Source organism: Corticimicrobacter populi (assembly GCF_003123725.1).
GTDB lineage: Bacteria > Pseudomonadota > Gammaproteobacteria > Burkholderiales > Burkholderiaceae_B > Corticimicrobacter > Corticimicrobacter populi.
Genome location: NZ_QETA01000004.1, coordinates 118,208 through 137,684, shown reverse-complemented (window position 1 = coordinate 137,684; position 19,477 = coordinate 118,208). Strand labels below are relative to the sequence as shown.

The window sequence follows — 19,477 nt, the reverse complement described above, 5'->3', positions numbered from 1 at the left end:
AGACCTGGCTTGTGTCAGTGTGTTTCGGCAACCGGCACCGGCCAATTCACGGCCGGAATCCCGTTGAGCATCGGCCGCGCAAACAAAAAGCCCTGGAACAGGTCGATGCCGGCAGCCTGCAGCCAGGACCATTCCTCCGGCGTCTCGACGCCTTCGGCCACGATGGTGATACCCAGCGCACTGCAGCAACTGATAATCGCCCTGACAATGGCCTGGCGCGGGCCATCGGCATGGATCCCCTGGACGATCTGCCGATCGATCTTCAGCTTGTCGGGCTGAAAGCGCGACAGGAGTGACAGCCCCGCAAAACCCGCGCCAAAATCATCGATGGCCAGGCTGACGCCATGCGCACGCAGCCGCTTCAGGGCAGTCTGAAAGAGGTCGAAATGCGAGATGGCCTCTTCTTCCGTGATTTCGAGAATCACCCGTTCGGGTGTCAGGCCATGCCGGGCAATCTGATCAAGCAGATAATCCACCGCATCCGGCACGCGCACCAGGGACATCGGCAGCAGGTTGATGGACAGCTTGCTCTTGCCAATTCCACCCATGCGGGCAACCAGTTCGAACGCATGGCATTTGGCCTCCAGGTCGAACCGGTGATACTGCTCTGGAGAGAGCGCCTCGAAACAGGACTGGGGCGATCCTCCCGTGGGGCCGCGCATCAACGCCTCCAGTGAAGAGATCCGGCCTGCAGTCGTATCCACGATAGGCTGCAACGCGAACTGACAGGTATCCGACGCCAGGGGGGGAGGCGCATGGATGACAGAAGCCGGATCGGCACGAAAAGTCCAGCGGGCCGGATCATCGCCATCCATGGCATGATCGCGCCAGCGACCTGCGGCAAAGGCCCGGATCAGCCTGAAGGCGCGATCATCGCGCGGCAGGTCCACGCCTGGTTTCAATGCACCATGCAGGGCCGATACGATCTGTTCCTGGGGAGAGGCCCGGACATTGAGCAACCGCATGCCCCAGTCGGCAAAACGACGTCTGGGAGCATAGTCTTCAAGCAGCGTGACAACGCGATGATGCAGCCGGCTATTGCGAACCAGGGCATATACGTCCCGGACCACGGCCTCCGGCCCCTCCAGGAACTGACAGAAATACGAGCCGTCAAACAGCAGCACGCCAGTTACCCCGAGATCCTCATTGCGCTCGCGGGCACTGCGTTCGATATGGACGAGGTCATCATGGGTCAGATCGACCCGTGCGCGGCTTCGATAAACAAGGTTCGACAGCATCGGCGAGACACCCTCCGGAAACAGCGAAAACATTCTTTCCGCTCCTGCCGCGCATTGTGACACGACATTCCACTTCTGCATGATCAAGACCTCACAAAAAATCCGGAAAAGATCGAGGCAAACCGATGTTTTTAGTGAAAAACCCTGGCTATCTCTCAATAGAATAGAAAAATACAAAACAAACTCAGGGGTTTTCAATGAAAGTCTTGGTTCTCGGCAGCGGCGTGATCGGCGTCACCAGTGCCTGGTATCTGTCCCGCGCCGGCATGCAGGTCACGGTGATCGATCGCCAGGATGGTGCCGCGCTCGAAACCAGCTATGCCAACGCCGGCCAGGTATCCCCAGGCTATTCCACGCCGTGGGCCGCACCGGGCATCCCGCTCAAGGCACTCAAGTGGATGTTCCAGAAGCATGCCCCGCTGGCCATCCGGCTCGATGGCAGCCTGTTCCAGTTGCGCTGGATGGCACAGATGCTGCGCAACTGTTCGGCCGAGCGCTATGCCGTCAACAAGGAACGCATGATGCGTGTGGCCGAATACAGCCGCACCTGCCTGCAGCAACTGCGTGCCGAAACCGGCATCCAGTACGAGCAGCGCACCGGCGGCACGCTGCAACTGTTCCGCACCCAGGCCCAGATCGATGCCGTCGGGCGTGACATTGACGTGCTGCGGCAATGCGGTGTGCCCTATGAGTTGCTGGATCGCGACCAGTTGGCTCGCGTCGAACCCGCCCTGGCCCAGGCTCGCGACCGCCTGACCGGCGGCCTGCGCCTACCCAATGATGAAACCGGCGACTGCCACCGTTTTACCCAGGGGCTGGCGGCACGGGCCCAGGCCGAGGGCGTGGACTTCCGTTTCGGCCAGGAAATCGACGGCATCCTGGTCGAAGGTGGCCGGATCGCCGGTGTGCGCGTCGGCGGACAGACCCTGGTCGCCGACCGCTATGTCATGGCCTTCGGCAGTTACTCGCGGGCAGCGCTGGCACCGCTTGGGCTGGACCTGCCTGTCTACCCGGTAAAGGGCTATTCACTGACCGTCCCCCTGGTCGACGAGGCGCTCGCCCCGCAATCGACGGTGCTCGACGAAACCTACAAGATCGCCGTCACCCGCTTCGACAAACGTATCCGGGTCGGCGGCATGGCCGAACTCGGCGGCTACGACCTGCGTCTCAAGCCGCAGCGCCGTGCCACGCTCGAAATGGTGACGGCTGACCTGTTCCCCGGTGGCGACTTGCCACGCGCCGAATTCTGGACCGGCCTGCGACCCATGACACCCGACAGCACCCCGGTCATCGGGACCACCCGCTATCCGAATCTATACCTGAACACAGGTCACGGCACGCTGGGCTGGACCATGGCCTGCGGTTCGGGCCGCCTGATTGCAGACCTGGTCAGCGGCCGACGCCCGGAAATCAGCACCGAAGGACTGGCCATTGTCCGCTATGCAGGGCAGACCGGCGCTGCTGCCCGCTCGACGGCTCCCAGCGCGGCCTAAGCAACGTCAGCCAGCCAGGCCGTATTTGCGAATCTTGTCGTGCAGCGTGGTCTTGGGCATCCCAAGTTCCGCGCTGGCGCGGGTCAGGCTGCCCTCGTTGCGACGCAGCGCCTCGGCAATCAGCGCACGTTCGAAAGCCTCGACAGCCTGAGCCAGCGGCTTGCTGCCGCTTTCTCCGGCGGCGGCCTGACCTGGTGAACCCGCCTCCATGCCCAGCACGCAGCGGTCCGCCACGTTGCGCAATTCCCGCACATTGCCGGGCCAGTGCCAGGCCACCATGCGACGCAACCGTTCCGGATCCGAAGTCAGGACCGGACGGCCATGGCGTGCCGCCGCCTGCAAGGTAAAATGCTCGAACAGCAGGCCGATATCCTCGCGCCGCTCGCGCAAGGGCGGCAGCGGCAGCGTGACCACGCTGAGCCGGTAGTAGAGGTCGGCCCGGAACTGGCCGCGTTCCGCCAGCTCCTGCAGATCGACTTTGGTAGCCGCCACCACCCGGCAATCGACCGGAATCGACTCGTTCGATCCCAGGCGCTCCAGTGTACGCTCCTGCAAGACACGCAACAGCTTGACCTGCATGGCCATCGGCATGCTTTCGACCTCGTCGAGAAACAGCGTACCGCCATGGGCATGCTCGATCTTGCCGATGCGACGCTTGCCCGCCCCCGTAAAGGCACCGGCTTCGTGCCCGAACATCTCGCTGTCGAACAGGTTATCAGGCAAGCCACCGCAGTTGATCGCCACGAAATTGCCGTCGCGCCGATCACTGGCCTCATGCAGGCAACGCGCCGCCAGCTCCTTGCCCGTTCCGGTTTCCCCGAATACCAGCACATCCGCAGCACTGTCGCCCAATTCGAGGATCAGCCGACGCACGGTCTGCATGGCTGCAGAATCGCCCAGTATGCGCGTCTCTATCGCCTGTCGATCCTGTAGCCGATTGCGCAGTTCACGGACTTCCAGGGTCAGCTTGCGCCGCTCCAGCGCACGACGTACCACCTCGACCAGATAGTCGGGCGCAAAAGGCTTTTCGATAAAATCGTGCGCCCCCAGCTTCATCGCCTGGACCGCCATCGATACATCGCCATGCCCGGTCATCAGCACCACCGGCAAATCCGGATCCAGCGCCAGCAGATCCTGCAGCAATGTCATGCCATCGGCCCCTGGCAGGCGTATGTCGGTCACCACAATGCCGGGAAACGCCTCGCCGACCTGTTGCAGGGCCAGTTCTGCGCTTTCGACGGCTTCCGTCTCCAGCCCCTCGAGCTGCAGGCTCTGCTGACACCCCAGGCGCACATTGGCATCGTCCTCGACGATCAGGACTTTCAGGCCTCGATACATGTTTCTGCTCCGGCAACAGGAAGGTGAATGGTAAAGACGGCACCGCCGTCAGTATGGTTGGCCCCCTCAAGGGTGCCGCCCGAATCACGGATGATGCCCATGGAAATGGCCAGCCCAAGTCCCAGCCCGGCTCCCGCATCCTTGGTCGTGAAAAACGGTTCGAACAGACGCTCCCGCACCGGCTCGGGCAATCCCAGACCGTTGTCGCGCACGGCAATGATGCACTGCCTGCCACGGCGACACGCATTCAGCGCAACCATGGGCGCAGGCGCTGCGGCTGCAGCATCCAGAGCATTGGCCACCAGATTGATCAGAACCTGTTCCAGCCGATTGGGATCACAACGCACCGCGAGGGCATCATCCTCGAGTGTCACGCGCACCTGGGCTCCGGCCTGGCGCAGGCGCTGATCCAGCAGCAGCAATGCATGCTCAATGGCACGCCCGACAGACGCCTCGCCGGGCGTGCCCGACGACTTGCGGGCAAACTGCTTGAGTTGCCCGGTGAGTGCCCCCATGCCATCGACCAGTGTACCGATCCGCTCCAGATTATCCTGCGCCGTGCCCAGCTCGCCGCGCGCCATGAACTTGACCGTATTGCCGGCCAGGGTTCGCAGCGCCGTCAAGGGCTGGTTCAGTTCGTGGGCCAGTCCGGTAGACAATTGGCCGATCATGGCCAGCTTGCCGGCATGGACCAATTCATCCTGAGCCTCCTTGAGCGTGCGGGTACGCTCCTCGACCTTGCGCTCCAGTTCATCATGCGCCCGCTGCAATGCTTCGCGCGCCTCCAGGCGATCCTGCAACTGCCGACGCCGCATGCGCCAGATCACCAGCAAAATGCACAGACACGCAACGGCCAGTGCCGCCAGTGCTGCCTGGACACGTGCCAGGAACAGTACCGGTGCAGCTGGTGAAAGCACGGTCAGCGTCCAGCCGGTATCGCCGAAGGCCGCATCCTGGGCAAGAAATACGCCATCGGCAGAACGGATGTCGCCCGCCCCCTCCTGCGGCATGGACACCTGCAGCAAGGCAGCAGCGTCATCAAGGGCGCTCTGCACCGGCATCCGCAATGGCCGCAAGGTTTCGGCTCCATACTGCTGGCTGTCCCGCAGCGCGTTGTACTGGGCTGCATCCAGAGGCAATCGCGTACCAAACTTCCAGCCTGGCACGGAGGAAAGAATGACCACGCCATTGCGATCAGTCACCATGACCGGCACCTCAACAGTCGCCCACGACTGCTCGAGCCGATCCAGCCCGACCTTGACCACGGCCACACCCGCCAGTTCTCCGTCCGACATGATGGGCGACGACAGGTAATAGCCGCTTTCTCCTCGGGTCGAACCAATGCCGAAAAAACGACCGGGCTTGCGCTGGCGTGCCGCCAGAAAATAGGGTCGGTAGGACAGATCCTCGCCCATATAGCTATCGGGACGGTTCCAGTTGCTGGTAGCCACGACACGACCATGCCGGTCAAGCAGATAGATTGAGCGCGTACCGGCCCGCAGGTTGAGTCGTTCAAGGCGACGGCTGACACCGGCCCCCAGCGGCTGCTCTTGCGCCACAAGGTCGAGCACATCGCGCTCAAGCTCAAGTGTAGCGGGCAGGTAGGCGTATTGCCCGATGGCCCGGTCAAGGCTGGCAGCGTAGAGTTCAAGGCGGTGCTGCCCGGCCTGGCGCAACGCATCCAGGCCACGCTGGCTGGCGACCTGCCAGACGGCCAGCGCCGTGCAGGCCACCAACAGGGCCATGCCGACCAGCAGCCAGCCATTCTGGCGGAAGAAGCGGATCACGGACATGCAGCGGCAGACCAGAAAAACGGATGCCGCATGATAGCAGAGCGCGCAACAGGGCCGCCCTGCACATCACCATACCGTTCAGGCCGCAGCACCTGGCGACGGCTGGGTCGAGGCCAGGGCAGCATCGACTTCCTCGATTTCCTGCATATCCTCGCCACCGTCGGCATCCAGGGCACCCTCCCACTTGGCGACCACGGCCGTGGCAATCGCGTTGCCCAGCACGTTGGTCGCGGTACGCCCCATGTCGAGAAAGTGATCGACCCCCATGATCAGCAGCAGCCCGGCCTCGGGCAAGCCGAACATCGGCAGCACGGCCGCCACCACTACCAGGGAGGCACGCGGCACACCGGCAATCCCCTTGCTCGACACCATCAGCACCAGCAGCATCAGGAACTGCTGCTCCATGCTCAACGGAATGCCATAGGCCTGCGAGATGAACAAGGCCACGAACGTCGTGTAAATCATCGAGCCATCGAGATTGAACGAATAGCCCAGCGGCAGCACGAAACCGACCACGCGCTTGCGCACACCAAACTTCTCAAGCGCCTCCATGACACGCGGATAGGCTGCCTCGCTGGAGGCTGTCGAAAAGCCCAGCAGCATGGGCTGGCGGATTTCGCGGATCAGCCGGAACACATCCTTGCCCAGCACCATGAAACCGGCACCTACCAGCAGCATCCACAGGACCACCAGCGCCAGCACGAAACTGCCGATGAACTTGCCATACACCATCAGGATGCCCAGGCCTTCGGTCGTGATGACATTGGCGACTGCGCCAAACACACCGAACGGCGCGAAGAACATTACGTAGTTGGTCACGATCAGCATGACCGGCACCGTGCCGTCGATCGAGTCGGCCAGAGTCCGCGCATGACTGTTGCGCATCTTGCCCAGCGCCAGCCCGAAGAACACGGCAAACACCAGAATCTGCAGCACCTCATTCTTGGACATGGCTTCGAAGAAGTTCTTCGGGAACACATGGGTAATGAATTCGCGCAGGTTCAGCGAAGTGGCATTCACGCCTGCCGAAGAGCCCACCTCCGGCAAAGGCACCCCTACGTTGGCACCCGGCTGCAGCACATTCGCCAACAGCAGTCCCACCAGCAGCGACACAAAGGACGCCATCAGGAACCAGCCCACGGCCTTGCCGCCGATCCGACCCACGGCACCGCCATCGCCCATGCCGGACATGCCGCTGACCAGGGTTGCGAAAATCAGCGGCGCAATGATCATCTTGATCATGCGCAGGAAGATGTCAGTCAGCATGGCGAAATAGCCGGAGATCGCCACGGCCTCTTCATGGCTGCCAGCCAGCTTGTTACAGACATAGCCCACCACGATGCCCAGCACCATGGCGAACAGGATCCAGCCTGTCTGCCGATTGATCTTGAATTTGGATTGCGCCATTGTCTCGCCCTTCCTTTTCTACATCGAGTGTTGTCTCTCCACGCCAGATCGATACGCTTGCGAATCGACAGGCCCGAGGGACAGCAAGCAAAATTCATGCCAGGCAGAAAGACAGAACACCAAACCGATGATACGGAAGAGATTTATGCAGAAGGCCGGCAGATATGAAGTGTCATACCCGCCATTTTGTTCGGATTTCCGAACGAAATCACAAAAAAACGTTCGGAAATCCGAATTTTTGAGAGAAATAAAATCCCACGCGTTTCAACTCGATATTCCGTCAAACACGGCAGTCAACCGTCCCAGCAGTTCACGCCGCATACGACGTTGCTCACGCGACCAACGCTGCATGGATTGCTCCAACTCCATACGTAGACGCCGTGCCGTTTCAAGATCGCCATTTTCCATAGCCCATATTGCATATTCGGCCCGACTCTCAAAGCTGCCATCGCGGGCGATCGACTCTTCAAAGGCAGCGCGTGCCCGGGCAGCATCTCCCAGATCGGCATAAGCCAGTGCCAGCAGCAGACGGACCTCAGCCGGCCGGAAACGTGGAGCCGCATCACTGATGACCTGCAGATGTCCGATGCAGGTTGCGGCCTCTCCTGCCGCCCTGGCTGCCTGTGCGGCCCCCCAGCGAATTTCCATGTCATCAGAAAATACGCCCTGCAAGCAGGCCTCAAAGTGACCAAGAGCAGCCTGGGGCTGGTTGCACGCCAGCAGAGACTGCGCCAATCGCATCTGGCTTTGTGCGGTCGGCGCATAGTCGTAGTCAGCCTGCGCCGCACGCAGCTCGCGGGTCGGGTCCAATCCCTTTACGACAGCCCCGGCCAACTTGCCAGCATGTCGTGGCAACCGGGAGTCCGGCAAATAAACAGCCAGAAAATATACAAGGCAGCCGACCAGCGGAAACGACAACATCAATACGATCCAGTACAGCGAGTGCCCACGGCGCACTGCATGTACCGCAAAGAAAATGACCACGGCCAGATGCAGACCGGCGGCAAGGAACGGCATGACGACTTACCCTTGAAACAGAAAAGGGGGAATTCTAGCGCCTGCCCTGCCCCGCCCGCCGAGCGACTAGCCTGTGCGTATCAACCATCCGACCAGACAGCCAGCTCGTAACCATCCGGATCGATAAAGTGGAAACGCCGCCCACCCGGAAACTCGAATACAGCCCGGCTGATCCGTGCTCCGGCGGCTTCGACACGCTGCTGAGTCTGCGCCAGATCATCGGTATACAGGATCACCAGCGGTCCACCCGGACGCACCGCTTCCCCGGTGGTGAAGCCCCCCTTGAGGCGACCATCACTGAACTCGGTATAGGTCGGCCCGTAGTCCACGAAAGACCAGCCGAATGCCGCACCGTAAAACGCCTTGCTGCGGGCGATGTCAGTGACGTTGAATTCGATGTTGTCGATCTGGGGAATGGACTGAATGGTGGTCATCGGCACGGCTCCTTTCTATGATCACAAAAAGCATGTGCTGATTGTAGGCGGGCCCCACACCACACATGTGGAAATCCATGACGAAACAGGCGGTACCGGTGAGCGATGCCCCCCCCAGTTCAGGCAGCCACGGCCGCCGCCGCGCGTCGCTGCGCCCGCCCCGAAGCCAGTGCCGCCAGCATCACGCCGGCCATGATCAGCGCAAGGCCGATCATGAACAGGTTGGACAGTCGGCTGCCCAGCCACAGCGTGGAACCGAGCACACCGATCATGGGCACACCCAGCGTAAAGTTGGACATGGCAAACGTGCTGATGCGCCGGCCATGCTCGGACGAGATCACGAAACACGCCGACGTCGCCACCGGGCCGATGAAAAACAGCAGCGCCAGCAGGTTCGTATCCATGGTCACGGACTGTGGCTGCGGTACGCCATCGATCAGCGCCGCCAGCACCGCCAGCGGCACGGTCGCCAGCAGCATCTGCCAGGGTGCCAGCGCCAGCGGCGATGCCACCCAGCGATGACGGCGCACATGCAGGATAACCAGTGACCAGGCCATCGCCCCGATGATCAGGAACGCACTGCCCATCAGCACGCCGGGTGCCTGCCAGTCCATCTCAAGCGGCGAGCAGATCAGTGCAATGCCCGACATCCCGACCACCAGCGCCAGCAACTGCAGTCGGCTCGGCACCTGACGCAGCAACAGCCAGGCCCCCAGAACGCCCCACAGCGGCGTGGTATAGGCCAGCAAGACTGCACGGCTGGTATCCGTGTACTGCATTGCCACCATGCCCAGCCCGGTGAATGTCATCATCTGCAGCCCCCCCACACTGAGCACGATGGGCCAGTCGCCACGAGGCGGCCAGCGCAACTGCCCACGCAGTGCCACGAATACGAACAGGCACAGACCGGCGCTGCCGAAACGCAACGCAGCCAGCCAGAGCGGCGGTACCGTCCCCAGCGCCAGCTTGGTAGCGGGCCAGCTCAGCCCCCAGAGCAACACCATGGCCGACAGCCAGGCCAGCGAACTGACACCCGCCACGCCCGCCTGCGCACTGCCCCCCGTGCGAGCCAGTCCTGCCGCTGCTGTCGCCGTCCCCATTTCCGCCGCTCCCAACCACCTGAATCCAAAGCGAAAAGTATAGAGATGAGGGCGAGAAATATCTCTCCTGATTTTTCACATAAAATCAGAAAACAGGATATTCATACCTACAATCAAACCAAAAAAGGAATTTTATGCCCAACCCACCCGTTTTGCTGGATGAAGCCAGTCTGCGCATCTTGGATGCGCTGCAAAAAAACGCCGAAATCAGCAACGCGGATCTTGCAGAACAGGTCGGCCTGTCGGCCTCGCCCTGCTGGCGACGGGTCGCGGAAATGCGTGAGCGGGGCATCATCCGGGGCTCGGTCGCGCTGGTCGATCCACTCAAGCTGGGCCTGGCCGTCAATGTGTTCGTGCATGTGACGCTGCACCAGCAGGACAAAGGCTCGCTCGAGACTTTCACGCAGGCAGTCAGCCAGCGCCCTGAAGTGATGGAGTGCTACCTGATGACGGGTGAAGCCGACTTCCTGCTGCGGGTCGTGGTGGAAGACCTGATCAAGTACCAGGCGCTGATGCTGGAATGCCTCACGCAGATTCCCGTTGTCTCCAGCATCCGCTCCAGTTTTGCTCTGGATCAGGTCAAGTACACCACAGCCCTGCCGACGCGGCATCTGCGCGCCTGACCCCGAAAACACAGAGGGAGGCACGCAGCCTCCCCCCAGGAACACAAGTCGATACAGGCTGGATCAGGTGGCCGGCTTGTCGCTGTGCTCGGTGATGTTTTTCTTGAGCTCCTCGCTCATGGGCAAGCCCAGCGGCACGTTGCTCGGCGGAATCGGCTGCATGAACCAGGTATCGTAGAGTGTGGCGAACTGACCCGAATCCATCATGCCATTGATCACGCCATCGACCAGTTCCTTGAACTTGGGATCATCCTTGCGCAGCATGCAGGCATACGGCTCGACCTGCAGTGCCTCGCCCACCACCTCGTAGGCGGACGGATCCTTGGAATTGGCAATCAGCCCGAACAGCAGGATGTCATCCATGCCGAATGCCAGTGCCCGCCCGGTTTCCACCAGCAGGAACGAATCGGCATGATCCTTGCCCGGCAGGATGTTCATGCCCAGATTATGTTCGCGATCATAGCGCCGCAACACCTGGAAATTGGTGGTGCCGGTCGTTGTCGCGATGTTTTTCCCCTTGAGGTCTTCGTAGTTCTGGATGCCTGACGATTTTTTGGTCAGCAGGCGCGTACCGGTATAGAAATGGTTGGTGGCAAAAGCCACGTCCTGGGCACGGGTGCTGTTATTGGTCGTGGAGCCGCACTCCAGGTCAATGGTGCCATTGGCCAGCAGCGGAATCCGGTTCTGCGAGGTGACGGGTTGCCAATTGACCTTCAGGTCAGGCTTGCCGAGCTGCTTCTTGACCTCTTCGGCCACCGCCTTGGCGATCTCGACTGAAAAGCCGACCGGTTCGCTGGGGCCAACCAGGTAGCTGAACGGCACCGAAGACTCGCGATACGCCAGCGTGATCTGCCCGGAATCCGCAATCTTGCCCAGCGTATCCGCATGCGCTGCCGACAGGCTGGCCAAGGCGGACCCCGCCACGATGGCACTCATCAGAATCTTCTTCATGCAACACCTCCATTGTCTGGCACAACAGGAAAGGGAGTGGTTCACTCCCCGTACGTTTTTTATCGTATTGAAAATTCCCTTACGAAGAATCAGGAAAAACCCGCGATCCAGTGTTATCCCTGATGCAACGCAACATCATCGCTTGCACCGCTGGCGTCGAGCCCATATGTCGCGCACAATAAAAACTTCTGAACTCCTCTGGAAACGCGGATCATGCATGCATGCATACTGGGTGCCGGCATCGTCGGCCTGGCCACCGCCTATGAACTGCAGCGCAAAGGCTGGCGCATCACCCTGATCGATGCCCAGACCCAAGCAGGCATGGGGGCCAGCGCCGGCAACGGTGCACAACTGAGCTATGCCTATGTCCAGCCCCTGGCCGACCCGGCCATCTACGGGCAACTGCCCAAGCTGTTCTGCGCGACGGACTCTCCGCTCAAGTTCCGCCTCAAGCTGGATCCGCACCAGTGGCAATGGGGGCTGTCATTCCTGGCCGCCTGCAATGCACAGCGATCGCACCGCACCACCGCCGAATTGCTGACACTGGCGGCCAGCAGCCGGGCTGGCTACGACAGCATGCTGGCCAACACAGGCATCGCCTGCGACTTTGCCCAGGCAGGCAAACTGGTCCTGTTGCCCGATACCACTGCCATGCAATCCGCACAGCGGCAGATCGACCTGCAGGCCAGTCTGGGCGCACCCGCCCAGTCGCTCCTTGATGCAGATGCCGCCATCGCTCATGAGTCGGCACTGGCCGGTTATCGGCATCAGTTTGCGGGTGCCGTATACACCGCCAGCGAGTGCGTCGCGGATTGCCTGTCGGTCTGCCAGGGACTGGTCACGCATCTGCAGGCAGGCGGTGCCCAGTGGCTGCCTGCCACACAGGTGCGCGCGCTACTGGCCGAAGGGGGTCGCATCAAGGCCGTTCGCACCAGCCAGGGCGACATCGAGGCCGATCTGTTCGTCAGCGCACTCGGCTGGCAGACACCGGCACTGGTTGCGCCGCTGGGCATCCGCCTGCCGATCTATCCGCTCAAGGGCTACAGCATTACCGTACCGGTTGCCGCCGGCAGCACCGCACCTTTGGTCAGCGTGACCGACAGCAAGCGCAAGGTGGTCTTTGCCCGCCTGGGCGATCGGGTGCGCGTGGCCGGCATGGTGGAGCTGGTCGGCAACGATACCCGTCTCGATCCCTCCCGGATCGACAGCCTGCGCCATTCTACGCGTGCCGTCTTCCCCGGTCTGGCCTTCGCCGATGGCGATGACCTGCAGCCCTGGACCGGCATGCGGCCAGCCACACCGACCGGTCTGCCCATCACCGAACGGGCAGCAGGCCATCCCAACCTCTGGATCAACAGCGGACACGGAGCCCTCGGCTTCACCCTGGCCTTTGGTTCGGCGCTCAGGATTGTCCAGTCCCTGGAGTAAGCCAGCAAAACGTCACGGCAGCGGCTGCCGCCAGGGCTCTGCTCACCCTCAGGAAGCCTCGTCCAGGCCCTGGACGGCCCCATCCCGGCACGCATCGACCAGCAACTGGTGAACCCGAGTATCCCGACCCAGTTCCGGATGAAAGGCGCAGCCCAACAGGTGCCCCTGGCGCACCAGCACCGGCTCTTGCCCGCGCCGCGCCAGGATCTCGACAGCCGGGCCGCAGCGCTCGATCCGGGGGGCCCGGATAAACACCATCTCCAGCGCCGCATCGCCCCAGGACGAACCGTTGTCGTGGCAGATATGCGACTCGCGTTGCCGGCCATAGGCATTGCGCCGCACCGTCACATCCAGCAGCCCCAGGCTGGCCTGCGCCGGCAGGACTTGGCGCGCCAGCAGGATCAATCCGGCACAAGTGCCCAGGCAGGGCCGTCGTGCCACAAAGCCAGCCACGGCCGGCAGGAAGTCATCCTGCGCCAGGAAATGCAGCAGCGTACTGGACTCGCCCCCCGGCAGAACCAGCCCATCCAGTCCCTCGAGATCTTCCGCCCGGCGTACGGCCGGGGCGGCGACCCCCATCCCCAGCAACATGCGCTGATGCGCTTCGCTGGCTCCCTGCAATGCCAGGACCCCGATACGCATATCGGACTTGCCGATATCGACAGACGGCCTGCACGGGGTAAACATGCCTAATCCCCGCGCGACTGCAACAGATCTTCGCGGGCAATCGCGCCCACGGCCAGACCATGCATGGCCCCCTGACACAGCGCACTGCACTCGGCCACGACGGCAGGATCATCGAAATACGTGCAGGCCTGCACGATGGCGCGGGCACGCCGCTCAGCCTCTTCCGGCGCAGCATAGGCGCGACCGCTGTCCATGAAGATGCCCGAGCCGACAAAAACAGCCTGTGCGCCCAACTGGCGCAACAGGGCTGCATCGGCCGGCGTGGCGATTCCGCCGGCCGAAAAATTCGGGACCGGCAGCGCGCCGCTGGCCGCCACTTCCTGCACCAGGCCGAATGGCACGCGCAAGTCTCGCGCCGCCACGTACAGCTCATCCTCGCGCAGGGCCGCCAGTGCACGGATATCCGCCATGATCTGACGCATGTGCTTGACGGCATGCACCACATCGCCAGTGCCGGCCTCGCCCTTGGTGCGGATCATGGCCGCACCTTCGTTGATGCGCCGCAGCGCCTCGCCCAGATTGCGGGCACCACACACGAACGGCACGTCAAAGGCATGCTTGTCGATATGGTGCACCTCATCGGCGGGGGTCAGCACCTCGCTCTCGTCGATGAAATCCACCTCCAGGTGCGCCAGCACCTGGGCCTCGGCAAAATGCCCGATGCGTGCCTTGGCCATCACGGGGATCGATACTTCCGCCATGATGCCCCGGATCAGTGTCGGGTTGGCCATCCGTGCCACCCCACCCTCGGCCCGGATCTGTGCGGGCACGCGCTCCAGCGCCATCACGGCGCAGGCCCCTGCCGCTTCGGCAATATGGGCCTGTTCGACGGTGCAGACGTCCATGATGACGCCCCCCTTGAGCATTTCGGCCAATCCGGTCTTCAGGCGAATCACTTCCGCGCTGGCAACAGCATGCATATCGATACCTCGCATATCAGGAATGAAAAAAGATGCGCAGATTGTAGAAACCGGTGCCGCCGCGAGACAGCCACAAAAACAGTACGATTCAAACAAACCGTACTGGTCTTTCTTCAATACAATCGAGTCATCATGCTGACTGCTCCCTTGCCTGCCGACACCACCACCGGCCCCGCCACCACGCGGGTCGAGGCCGTCATGCGCGACATCCGACAACGCATCGAAAACCGCAGTCTATGTGCTGGCAAGCGCCTGCCGTCCATCCGCAGCCAGGCAGAATCACTGGGTGTCTCGCGTTCCACCGTCGTCGAGGCCTATGGCCGCCTGACAGCGGAAGGACTGATCGAATCGCGGCCGGGCTCGGGATTCTATGTCGGCCACCAGCTCACCCCGTTCAGCCTCGCAGAGACCCAACCAGGGCTGCCGCCGGACAGCGATCCGGTCTGGGTCACGCGCCAGTCGCTGCTGGCCGACGAGGCCAGCCTCAAGCCCGGCTGCGGCTGGCTGCCGGCGGCATGGATGCCCGAGCAGGATATCCGCCGCGCCCTGCGCACACTGTCACGCCGCCCGCTGGCCCCGCTGACCGGCTACGGCACACCACAGGGACTGCCCGAACTGCGACAACTGCTGTCCCACCGGCTCGGCGAGCGCGGTATTCCCGCCGCCCCCGCGCAGATCATGCTGACGGAATCCGGCACGCAGGCCGTGGACCTGCTGTGCCGCTTCCTGCTGCAACCGGGCGATACCGTCCTGGTGGATGATCCCTGCTACTTCAGCTTCCAGGCCATGCTGCGCGCACACCGCGCCGATGTCGTCAGCGTGCCCTACACGCCACACGGCCCCGACCTGCCCGCCCTGCAGAACTGCCTGCTGCGCCACCGGCCACGCCTCTACATCACCAATGCAGCCCTGCACAACCCGACCGGTGCCAGCCTGAGGCCGGACATCGCGCACAAGGTACTGCTGCTGGCAGCACAATACGACCTGACCATCATCGAAGACGATGTCTTTGCCGACTTCGAGCACCGCCCCGCCCCGCGCCTGGCGGCGCTCGATGGCCTGCAACGGGTGATCTACGTCGGCAGTTTTTCCAAGACCCTGTCGGCCTCGGTGCGCGTAGGTCACATCGCCACCCGCCCGGACTGGATACGCCAACTGGTCGATCTCAAGCTGGCCACGGCCTTCGAGTCCGGACATTTTTCGGCCGAACTGCTGCATACCCTGCTGGGCAGCGGCAGTTACCTGCGCCACATGAACGGGCTGCGCGCGCGGCTGGCCGATGCCATGGGCATCGCGCTGGAACGGCTGCAGGCACTCGGCATCCATCCCTGGCACCGCCCCGACAGCGGCATGTTCCTGTGGTGTACCCTGCCGCACGGCCTGGATGCCGCCACACTGGCCCACCATGCGCTGGAGCGCCACCGCATGGTGCTGGCACCGGGCAACGCATTCAGTCTGTCGCAAAGCGCGGCCGGCTTCATGCGGGTCAATGCGGCGCAAAGCCTGGACCCGGCCATCTATGTCGCACTCGAGCAGAGCATGGAAGCCTGCGCGCGAAGGCAGGCTTAAGCAGTATCAAAAACCCTCTTTCGATACAGCGAATACCCAACTCCGACCCGTCTCCTTATACTGGTTTTCACAAAAAAACCGGAGACCTGTCATGAAAATCCGCGCTGCCCTGCTCGCCGAAGAAGGCCTGCCGCGCCCCTATCACCAGAGCCAGCCCTTGCGCATATCCGAAGTGTCACTCGACCCGCCAGGGCCGGGAGAGGTGCTGGTACGCATCCGGGCTGCCGGACTCTGCCATTCCGACCTGTCGGTCATCTCCGGCGACCGCCCGCGCCCCCTGCCCATGGTGCTCGGCCACGAGTCGGCCGGCGAGGTCGTCGAGTGCGGCGCTGGCGTGACTGACCTGCAGGCCGGCGACCGGGTCGTGCTGACATTCATGCCCAGCTGCGGCTGCTGCCTGCCCTGCATGGAAGGCCGACCCGCACTCTGCGAACCAGGTGCCGCCAGCAATACGGCAGGCACGCTGCTGGGCGGCAACCGCCGGCTCCACCTCGGTGAGCAGCCGGTCAACCATCATGTCGGGGTATCCTGCTTTGCCGAATATGCGGTGGTGTCGCGCCGCTCCTGCGTCAAGGTCGAGACGGACCTCGATTTTGCCGAACTGGCGCTGTTCGGTTGTGCCGTCCTGACGGGCGTGGGTGCCGCCATCAACACCGCCAGGGTACAGGCCGGCAGCCGTGTTGCCGTACTGGGCCTGGGCGGCGTCGGTTTCTCTGCACTGCTGGCCGCCGTCGCCAGTGGTGCCAGTGAAATCATCGCCATCGACCTCAACGACGACAAGCTCGCACTGGCACGCACGCTGGGAGCCACCGCCACCTTCAATGCCGGTGATCCCTCGCTGCCGGAACAGATCCGGGCACTGACGGCCGGCGGTGTGGACTATGCGCTGGAGATGGCCGGCGCGATCCCGGCGCTTGAACTGGCCTGGGACATCACCCGGCGCGGCGGCATGACCGTCACGGCGGGCCTGCCGCATCCTGCCAAGCGACTGCAACTGTCGCCCGTACGCCTGGTGGCCGAAGAACGTACCCTGCAGGGCAGCTACATCGGATCAGCCATTCCGGCACGCGATATCCCGCGCTACATCCGCCTGTACGAACAGGGCAAACTGCCGGTTGACCGCCTGATGGGCGAGCGCCTGGGCCTGGATCGGATCAACGAAGGTTTCGACCGCATGGCCGATGGCGTGGCCATGCGCGACATCATCATCCTGTAGACCTGTACCTGGCCACGCCATTCCCCTGAATGGCGTGGCCACTTCCGTCAGACGATACGCCCACCATCGACCGGAAACTCGACGCCGGTAATGAACCGTGCCTCGTCAGAAGCCAGGTACAAGGCCGCATTGGCCACATCCGCCGGCTCGGCAAACCGCCCCAGCGGAATCGTCGACAGGAATTTCTTGCGGTTGTCCGGCGTATCGGGCATGCCCATGAAGGCCTCCAGCAAACCGGTCACCCCCAGTACCGGGCAAATGGCATTGACGCGAATGCCGTCGGGGCCCAATTCGACTGCCATCGACTTGGACAGCATATTGACCGCACCCTTGGACGAGTTGTACCAGGTCAGGCCCGGGCGCGGCCGGATGCCGGCCACCGAGCCGATGTTGAGGATCACGCCATCACCCTTGCCCCGCAGGATCGGCAACACGGCAAACGTCATGTAGTAGATCGATTTCACATTGACGGCATACACGCGATCAAAGGTTGCTTCGTCCACATCCAGCAGGGGCTGATTGCGATGCGTCGTGCCGGCATTGTTGACCACGATATCCAGCGTCCCGAAGGTCTGCACCGTCTGCTGCACCAGGTTTTCGATGTCGCTGCGACGCGTCACGTCGCAGGCCACGGGCAATGCCTGCGCGCCGAGTTCCTGCGCCAGTGCGCGGGCACCTTCCTCGTTGATATCGGCAATCGCAACCCTGGCCCCCTGGGCCACGTACGTCCGTGCAATGGCTGCGCCGAAACCCGACGCAGCGCCGGTCACGATGGCGACCTTGTCCTGCAATCTCTTGTCCATCCGACTACTCCCCATGAAAATGCACCACAGTCTTGGTCGTGCTGACCTCTTCCAGTGCCAGGAACCCCTTCTCCCGGCCATGGCCGCTGCGCTTGGTTCCGCCAAAAGGCAGTTCCACTCCGCCTCCGGCACCGTATGAATTGATGAAAACCTGCCCGGCGCGCACCGCCTTGGCCACCCGCTGCTGACGCCCCCCGTTCTCGGTCCAGATGGCGGCCAGCAGGCCATATTCCGTGCCATTGGCAATCCGGATCGCTTCGGCCTCATCCTCGAAGGGAATGACCGCCAGGACCGGGCCGAACACCTCTTCGCACGCCAGCCGGCTGGCCGGGTCCACCGGGCCGAACATGGTTGGCTTTACGTAGAAGCCGTTCCTTGGCAGATCATCGGCCAGTTGTCCCTCGGCCAGCACCGGCACGCCCGCCTGGCGGGCCTCGTCCACATAACGCTGCACCCTGGCCTGCTGTGCTGCATTCATGACCGGGCCGCAGTCGAAGTCCATTTCCGGCGTCCCCACCCGCACCTGGGCAAACAGCGCGACCACCCGCGACACGAACCGCTCGTAGATCCCTTTCTGCACCAGCAGGCGACTGCCTGCCGTGCAGGTCTGCCCTGCATTCTGGACAATGGCCTTGACGATGATCGGTGCGGCACGCTCGATGTCCACGTCATCGAACACAATCTGCGGGGACTTGCCCCCCAGTTCCAGCACGCACTTGACCGGCGTCTGCGAGCAGGCCTGCTGGATCAGCGAACCGACCTCGTTCGATCCCGTAAAGCTGACGAAATCGATGCCCGGATGCGATGCCAGCGCGGCACCGGCCTCTTCGCCCAGGCCGGTCACGATATTGAGCGCCCCGGCCGGCAAGCCGGCCTCTGTCGCCAGTTGGGCCACCCGCAATGCCGACAGCGGCGTATCTTCGGCCGGTTTGAGCACGGTCGCATTGCCCATCGCCAGGGCCGGGGCCACCGAACGGCCCAGCATCTGCGCAGGATAGTTCCAGGGGATGATGTGCGCCGTCACGCCCAGCCGCTCGCGCAGCAGGTTGACGGTATAGCCGTTGAAGAACGGAATCACCTCACCATGCACCTTGTCCGCTGCCGCACCGTAGAACTCGAAATAGCGGGCCAGCACCTGGATATCATTGCGGGCCGTGGCCAGTGGCTTGCCGGTATCACGCGCCTCGATCTCCGTCAGTTCGTCGGCATGCGCCAGAATCTTCTGCCCGATCCGATGCAGCACACGGCCGCGCTCGGTTGCGCTCAAGCGCCCCCACTCCCCGTCCAGGGCAGACTGTGCAGCACGCACGGCCCGGTCCACATCCTGCGCCCGCCCGCGTGGCACCTGCGCATATACACGGCCATCGGCCGGTGCCAGGACATCAATGGTGCCGCCTCCGGCTGCATCGCACCACTGTCCATCAATGAACATCTGATACATCACTTTGCTCCTCTCGTTA

The 19,477-nt window shown here is 62.9% G+C and carries 17 protein-coding genes; 5 read left to right on the top strand and 12 right to left on the bottom strand.

All coding sequences use genetic code 11. The annotated features are described in order from the left end of the window. Nucleotides 1-14: 14 nt before the first annotated feature. Nucleotides 15-1,271 (bottom strand): diguanylate phosphodiesterase, encoded by a 1,257-nt coding sequence (locus DD235_RS10695; RefSeq protein WP_239990114.1) that lies wholly within the window; start codon nt 1,269-1,271, stop codon nt 15-17. A gap of 164 nt (nt 1,272-1,435) precedes the next feature. Here DD235_RS10695 and DD235_RS10690 point away from each other — a divergent pair, with 164 nt between their 5' ends. Further along, on the top strand, nt 1,436-2,731 hold the full coding sequence (locus tag DD235_RS10690; RefSeq protein ID WP_109062072.1) for a D-amino acid dehydrogenase: 1,296 nt from the start codon (nt 1,436-1,438) through the stop codon (nt 2,729-2,731). A 6-nt stretch (nt 2,732-2,737) separates the two neighbouring features. On the opposite strand, the gene DD235_RS10685 is transcribed toward DD235_RS10690, so the two are convergent. The 6 genes from DD235_RS10685 to DD235_RS10660 form a co-directional block, all read right to left on the bottom strand. Then, nucleotides 2,738-4,069, bottom strand: a complete 1,332-nt coding sequence (locus DD235_RS10685; RefSeq protein WP_109062071.1) for a sigma-54-dependent transcriptional regulator — start codon at nt 4,067-4,069, stop codon at nt 2,738-2,740. Next, a complete protein-coding gene (locus DD235_RS10680; RefSeq protein ID WP_109062070.1) occupies nt 4,054-5,862 on the bottom strand; it encodes a sensor histidine kinase in 1,809 nt (602 codons plus the stop codon). The genes DD235_RS10685 and DD235_RS10680 overlap by 16 nt, the downstream gene beginning before the upstream one ends. A 78-nt stretch (nt 5,863-5,940) precedes the next feature. Continuing rightward, on the bottom strand, nt 5,941-7,269 hold the full coding sequence (locus DD235_RS10675; RefSeq protein WP_109062069.1) for a dicarboxylate/amino acid:cation symporter: 1,329 nt from the start codon (nt 7,267-7,269) through the stop codon (nt 5,941-5,943). A 264-nt stretch (nt 7,270-7,533) separates the two neighbouring features. Next, entirely contained in the window at nt 7,534-8,286 is a 753-nt protein-coding gene (locus tag DD235_RS10670; protein WP_109062068.1) for a hypothetical protein, read from the bottom strand. Nucleotides 8,287-8,366: 80 nt separating this feature from the next. Continuing rightward, the gene (locus DD235_RS10665; RefSeq protein WP_109062067.1) at nt 8,367-8,720 is read right to left on the bottom strand and encodes a VOC family protein; all 354 of its coding nucleotides are present in this window, start codon (nt 8,718-8,720) and stop codon (nt 8,367-8,369) included. 119 nt (nt 8,721-8,839) lie between these two features. After that, complete coding sequence (locus DD235_RS10660; RefSeq protein WP_109062066.1) at nt 8,840-9,820, bottom strand: DMT family transporter; 981 nt, start codon at nt 9,818-9,820, stop codon at nt 8,840-8,842. 134 nt (nt 9,821-9,954) lie between these two features. Here DD235_RS10660 and DD235_RS10655 point away from each other — a divergent pair, with 134 nt between their 5' ends. Further along, the gene (locus DD235_RS10655; RefSeq protein ID WP_109062065.1) at nt 9,955-10,443 is read left to right on the top strand and encodes an Lrp/AsnC family transcriptional regulator; all 489 of its coding nucleotides are present in this window, start codon (nt 9,955-9,957) and stop codon (nt 10,441-10,443) included. Nucleotides 10,444-10,506: 63 nt separating this feature from the next. Here the strand turns inward: DD235_RS10655 and DD235_RS10650 are convergent, their stop codons facing one another. Further along, nucleotides 10,507-11,394: an amino acid ABC transporter substrate-binding protein gene (locus tag DD235_RS10650; RefSeq protein WP_109062064.1), complete on the bottom strand. Its 888-nt coding sequence runs from the start codon at nt 11,392-11,394 to the stop codon at nt 10,507-10,509. Between the two features lie 213 nt (nt 11,395-11,607). On the opposite strand from DD235_RS10650, the gene DD235_RS10645 reads away from it, so the two are divergent. Next, the gene (locus DD235_RS10645) at nt 11,608-12,822 is read left to right on the top strand and encodes a D-amino acid dehydrogenase (protein WP_109062063.1); all 1,215 of its coding nucleotides are present in this window, start codon (nt 11,608-11,610) and stop codon (nt 12,820-12,822) included. Nucleotides 12,823-12,870: 48 nt separating this feature from the next. On the opposite strand, the gene pdxT is transcribed toward DD235_RS10645, so the two are convergent. Together pdxT and pdxS are read right to left on the bottom strand one after the other, a co-directional pair. Continuing rightward, complete coding sequence (pdxT, locus tag DD235_RS10640; protein WP_204524232.1) at nt 12,871-13,509, bottom strand: pyridoxal 5'-phosphate synthase glutaminase subunit PdxT; 639 nt, start codon at nt 13,507-13,509, stop codon at nt 12,871-12,873. Between the two features lie 2 nt (nt 13,510-13,511). Further along, nucleotides 13,512-14,429: a pyridoxal 5'-phosphate synthase lyase subunit PdxS gene (pdxS, locus tag DD235_RS10635; RefSeq protein WP_204524231.1), complete on the bottom strand. Its 918-nt coding sequence runs from the start codon at nt 14,427-14,429 to the stop codon at nt 13,512-13,514. Nucleotides 14,430-14,561: 132 nt separating this feature from the next. Here pdxS and DD235_RS10630 point away from each other — a divergent pair, with 132 nt between their 5' ends. Both DD235_RS10630 and DD235_RS10625 read left to right on the top strand, forming a co-directional pair. Then, nucleotides 14,562-15,998, top strand: coding sequence for an aminotransferase-like domain-containing protein (locus DD235_RS10630; protein WP_109062061.1), 1,437 nt, complete (start codon nt 14,562-14,564; stop codon nt 15,996-15,998). Between the two features lie 91 nt (nt 15,999-16,089). Then, nucleotides 16,090-17,214: a zinc-dependent alcohol dehydrogenase family protein gene (locus tag DD235_RS10625; RefSeq protein WP_109062060.1), complete on the top strand. Its 1,125-nt coding sequence runs from the start codon at nt 16,090-16,092 to the stop codon at nt 17,212-17,214. Between the two features lie 47 nt (nt 17,215-17,261). On the opposite strand, the gene DD235_RS10620 is transcribed toward DD235_RS10625, so the two are convergent. Together DD235_RS10620 and DD235_RS10615 are read right to left on the bottom strand one after the other, a co-directional pair. After that, the gene (locus DD235_RS10620; RefSeq protein WP_109062059.1) at nt 17,262-18,017 is read right to left on the bottom strand and encodes an SDR family oxidoreductase; all 756 of its coding nucleotides are present in this window, start codon (nt 18,015-18,017) and stop codon (nt 17,262-17,264) included. A 4-nt stretch (nt 18,018-18,021) separates the two neighbouring features. Next, entirely contained in the window at nt 18,022-19,458 is a 1,437-nt protein-coding gene (locus tag DD235_RS10615) for an aldehyde dehydrogenase family protein (protein ID WP_109062058.1), read from the bottom strand. Between the last annotated feature and the right edge of the window lie 19 nt (nt 19,459-19,477).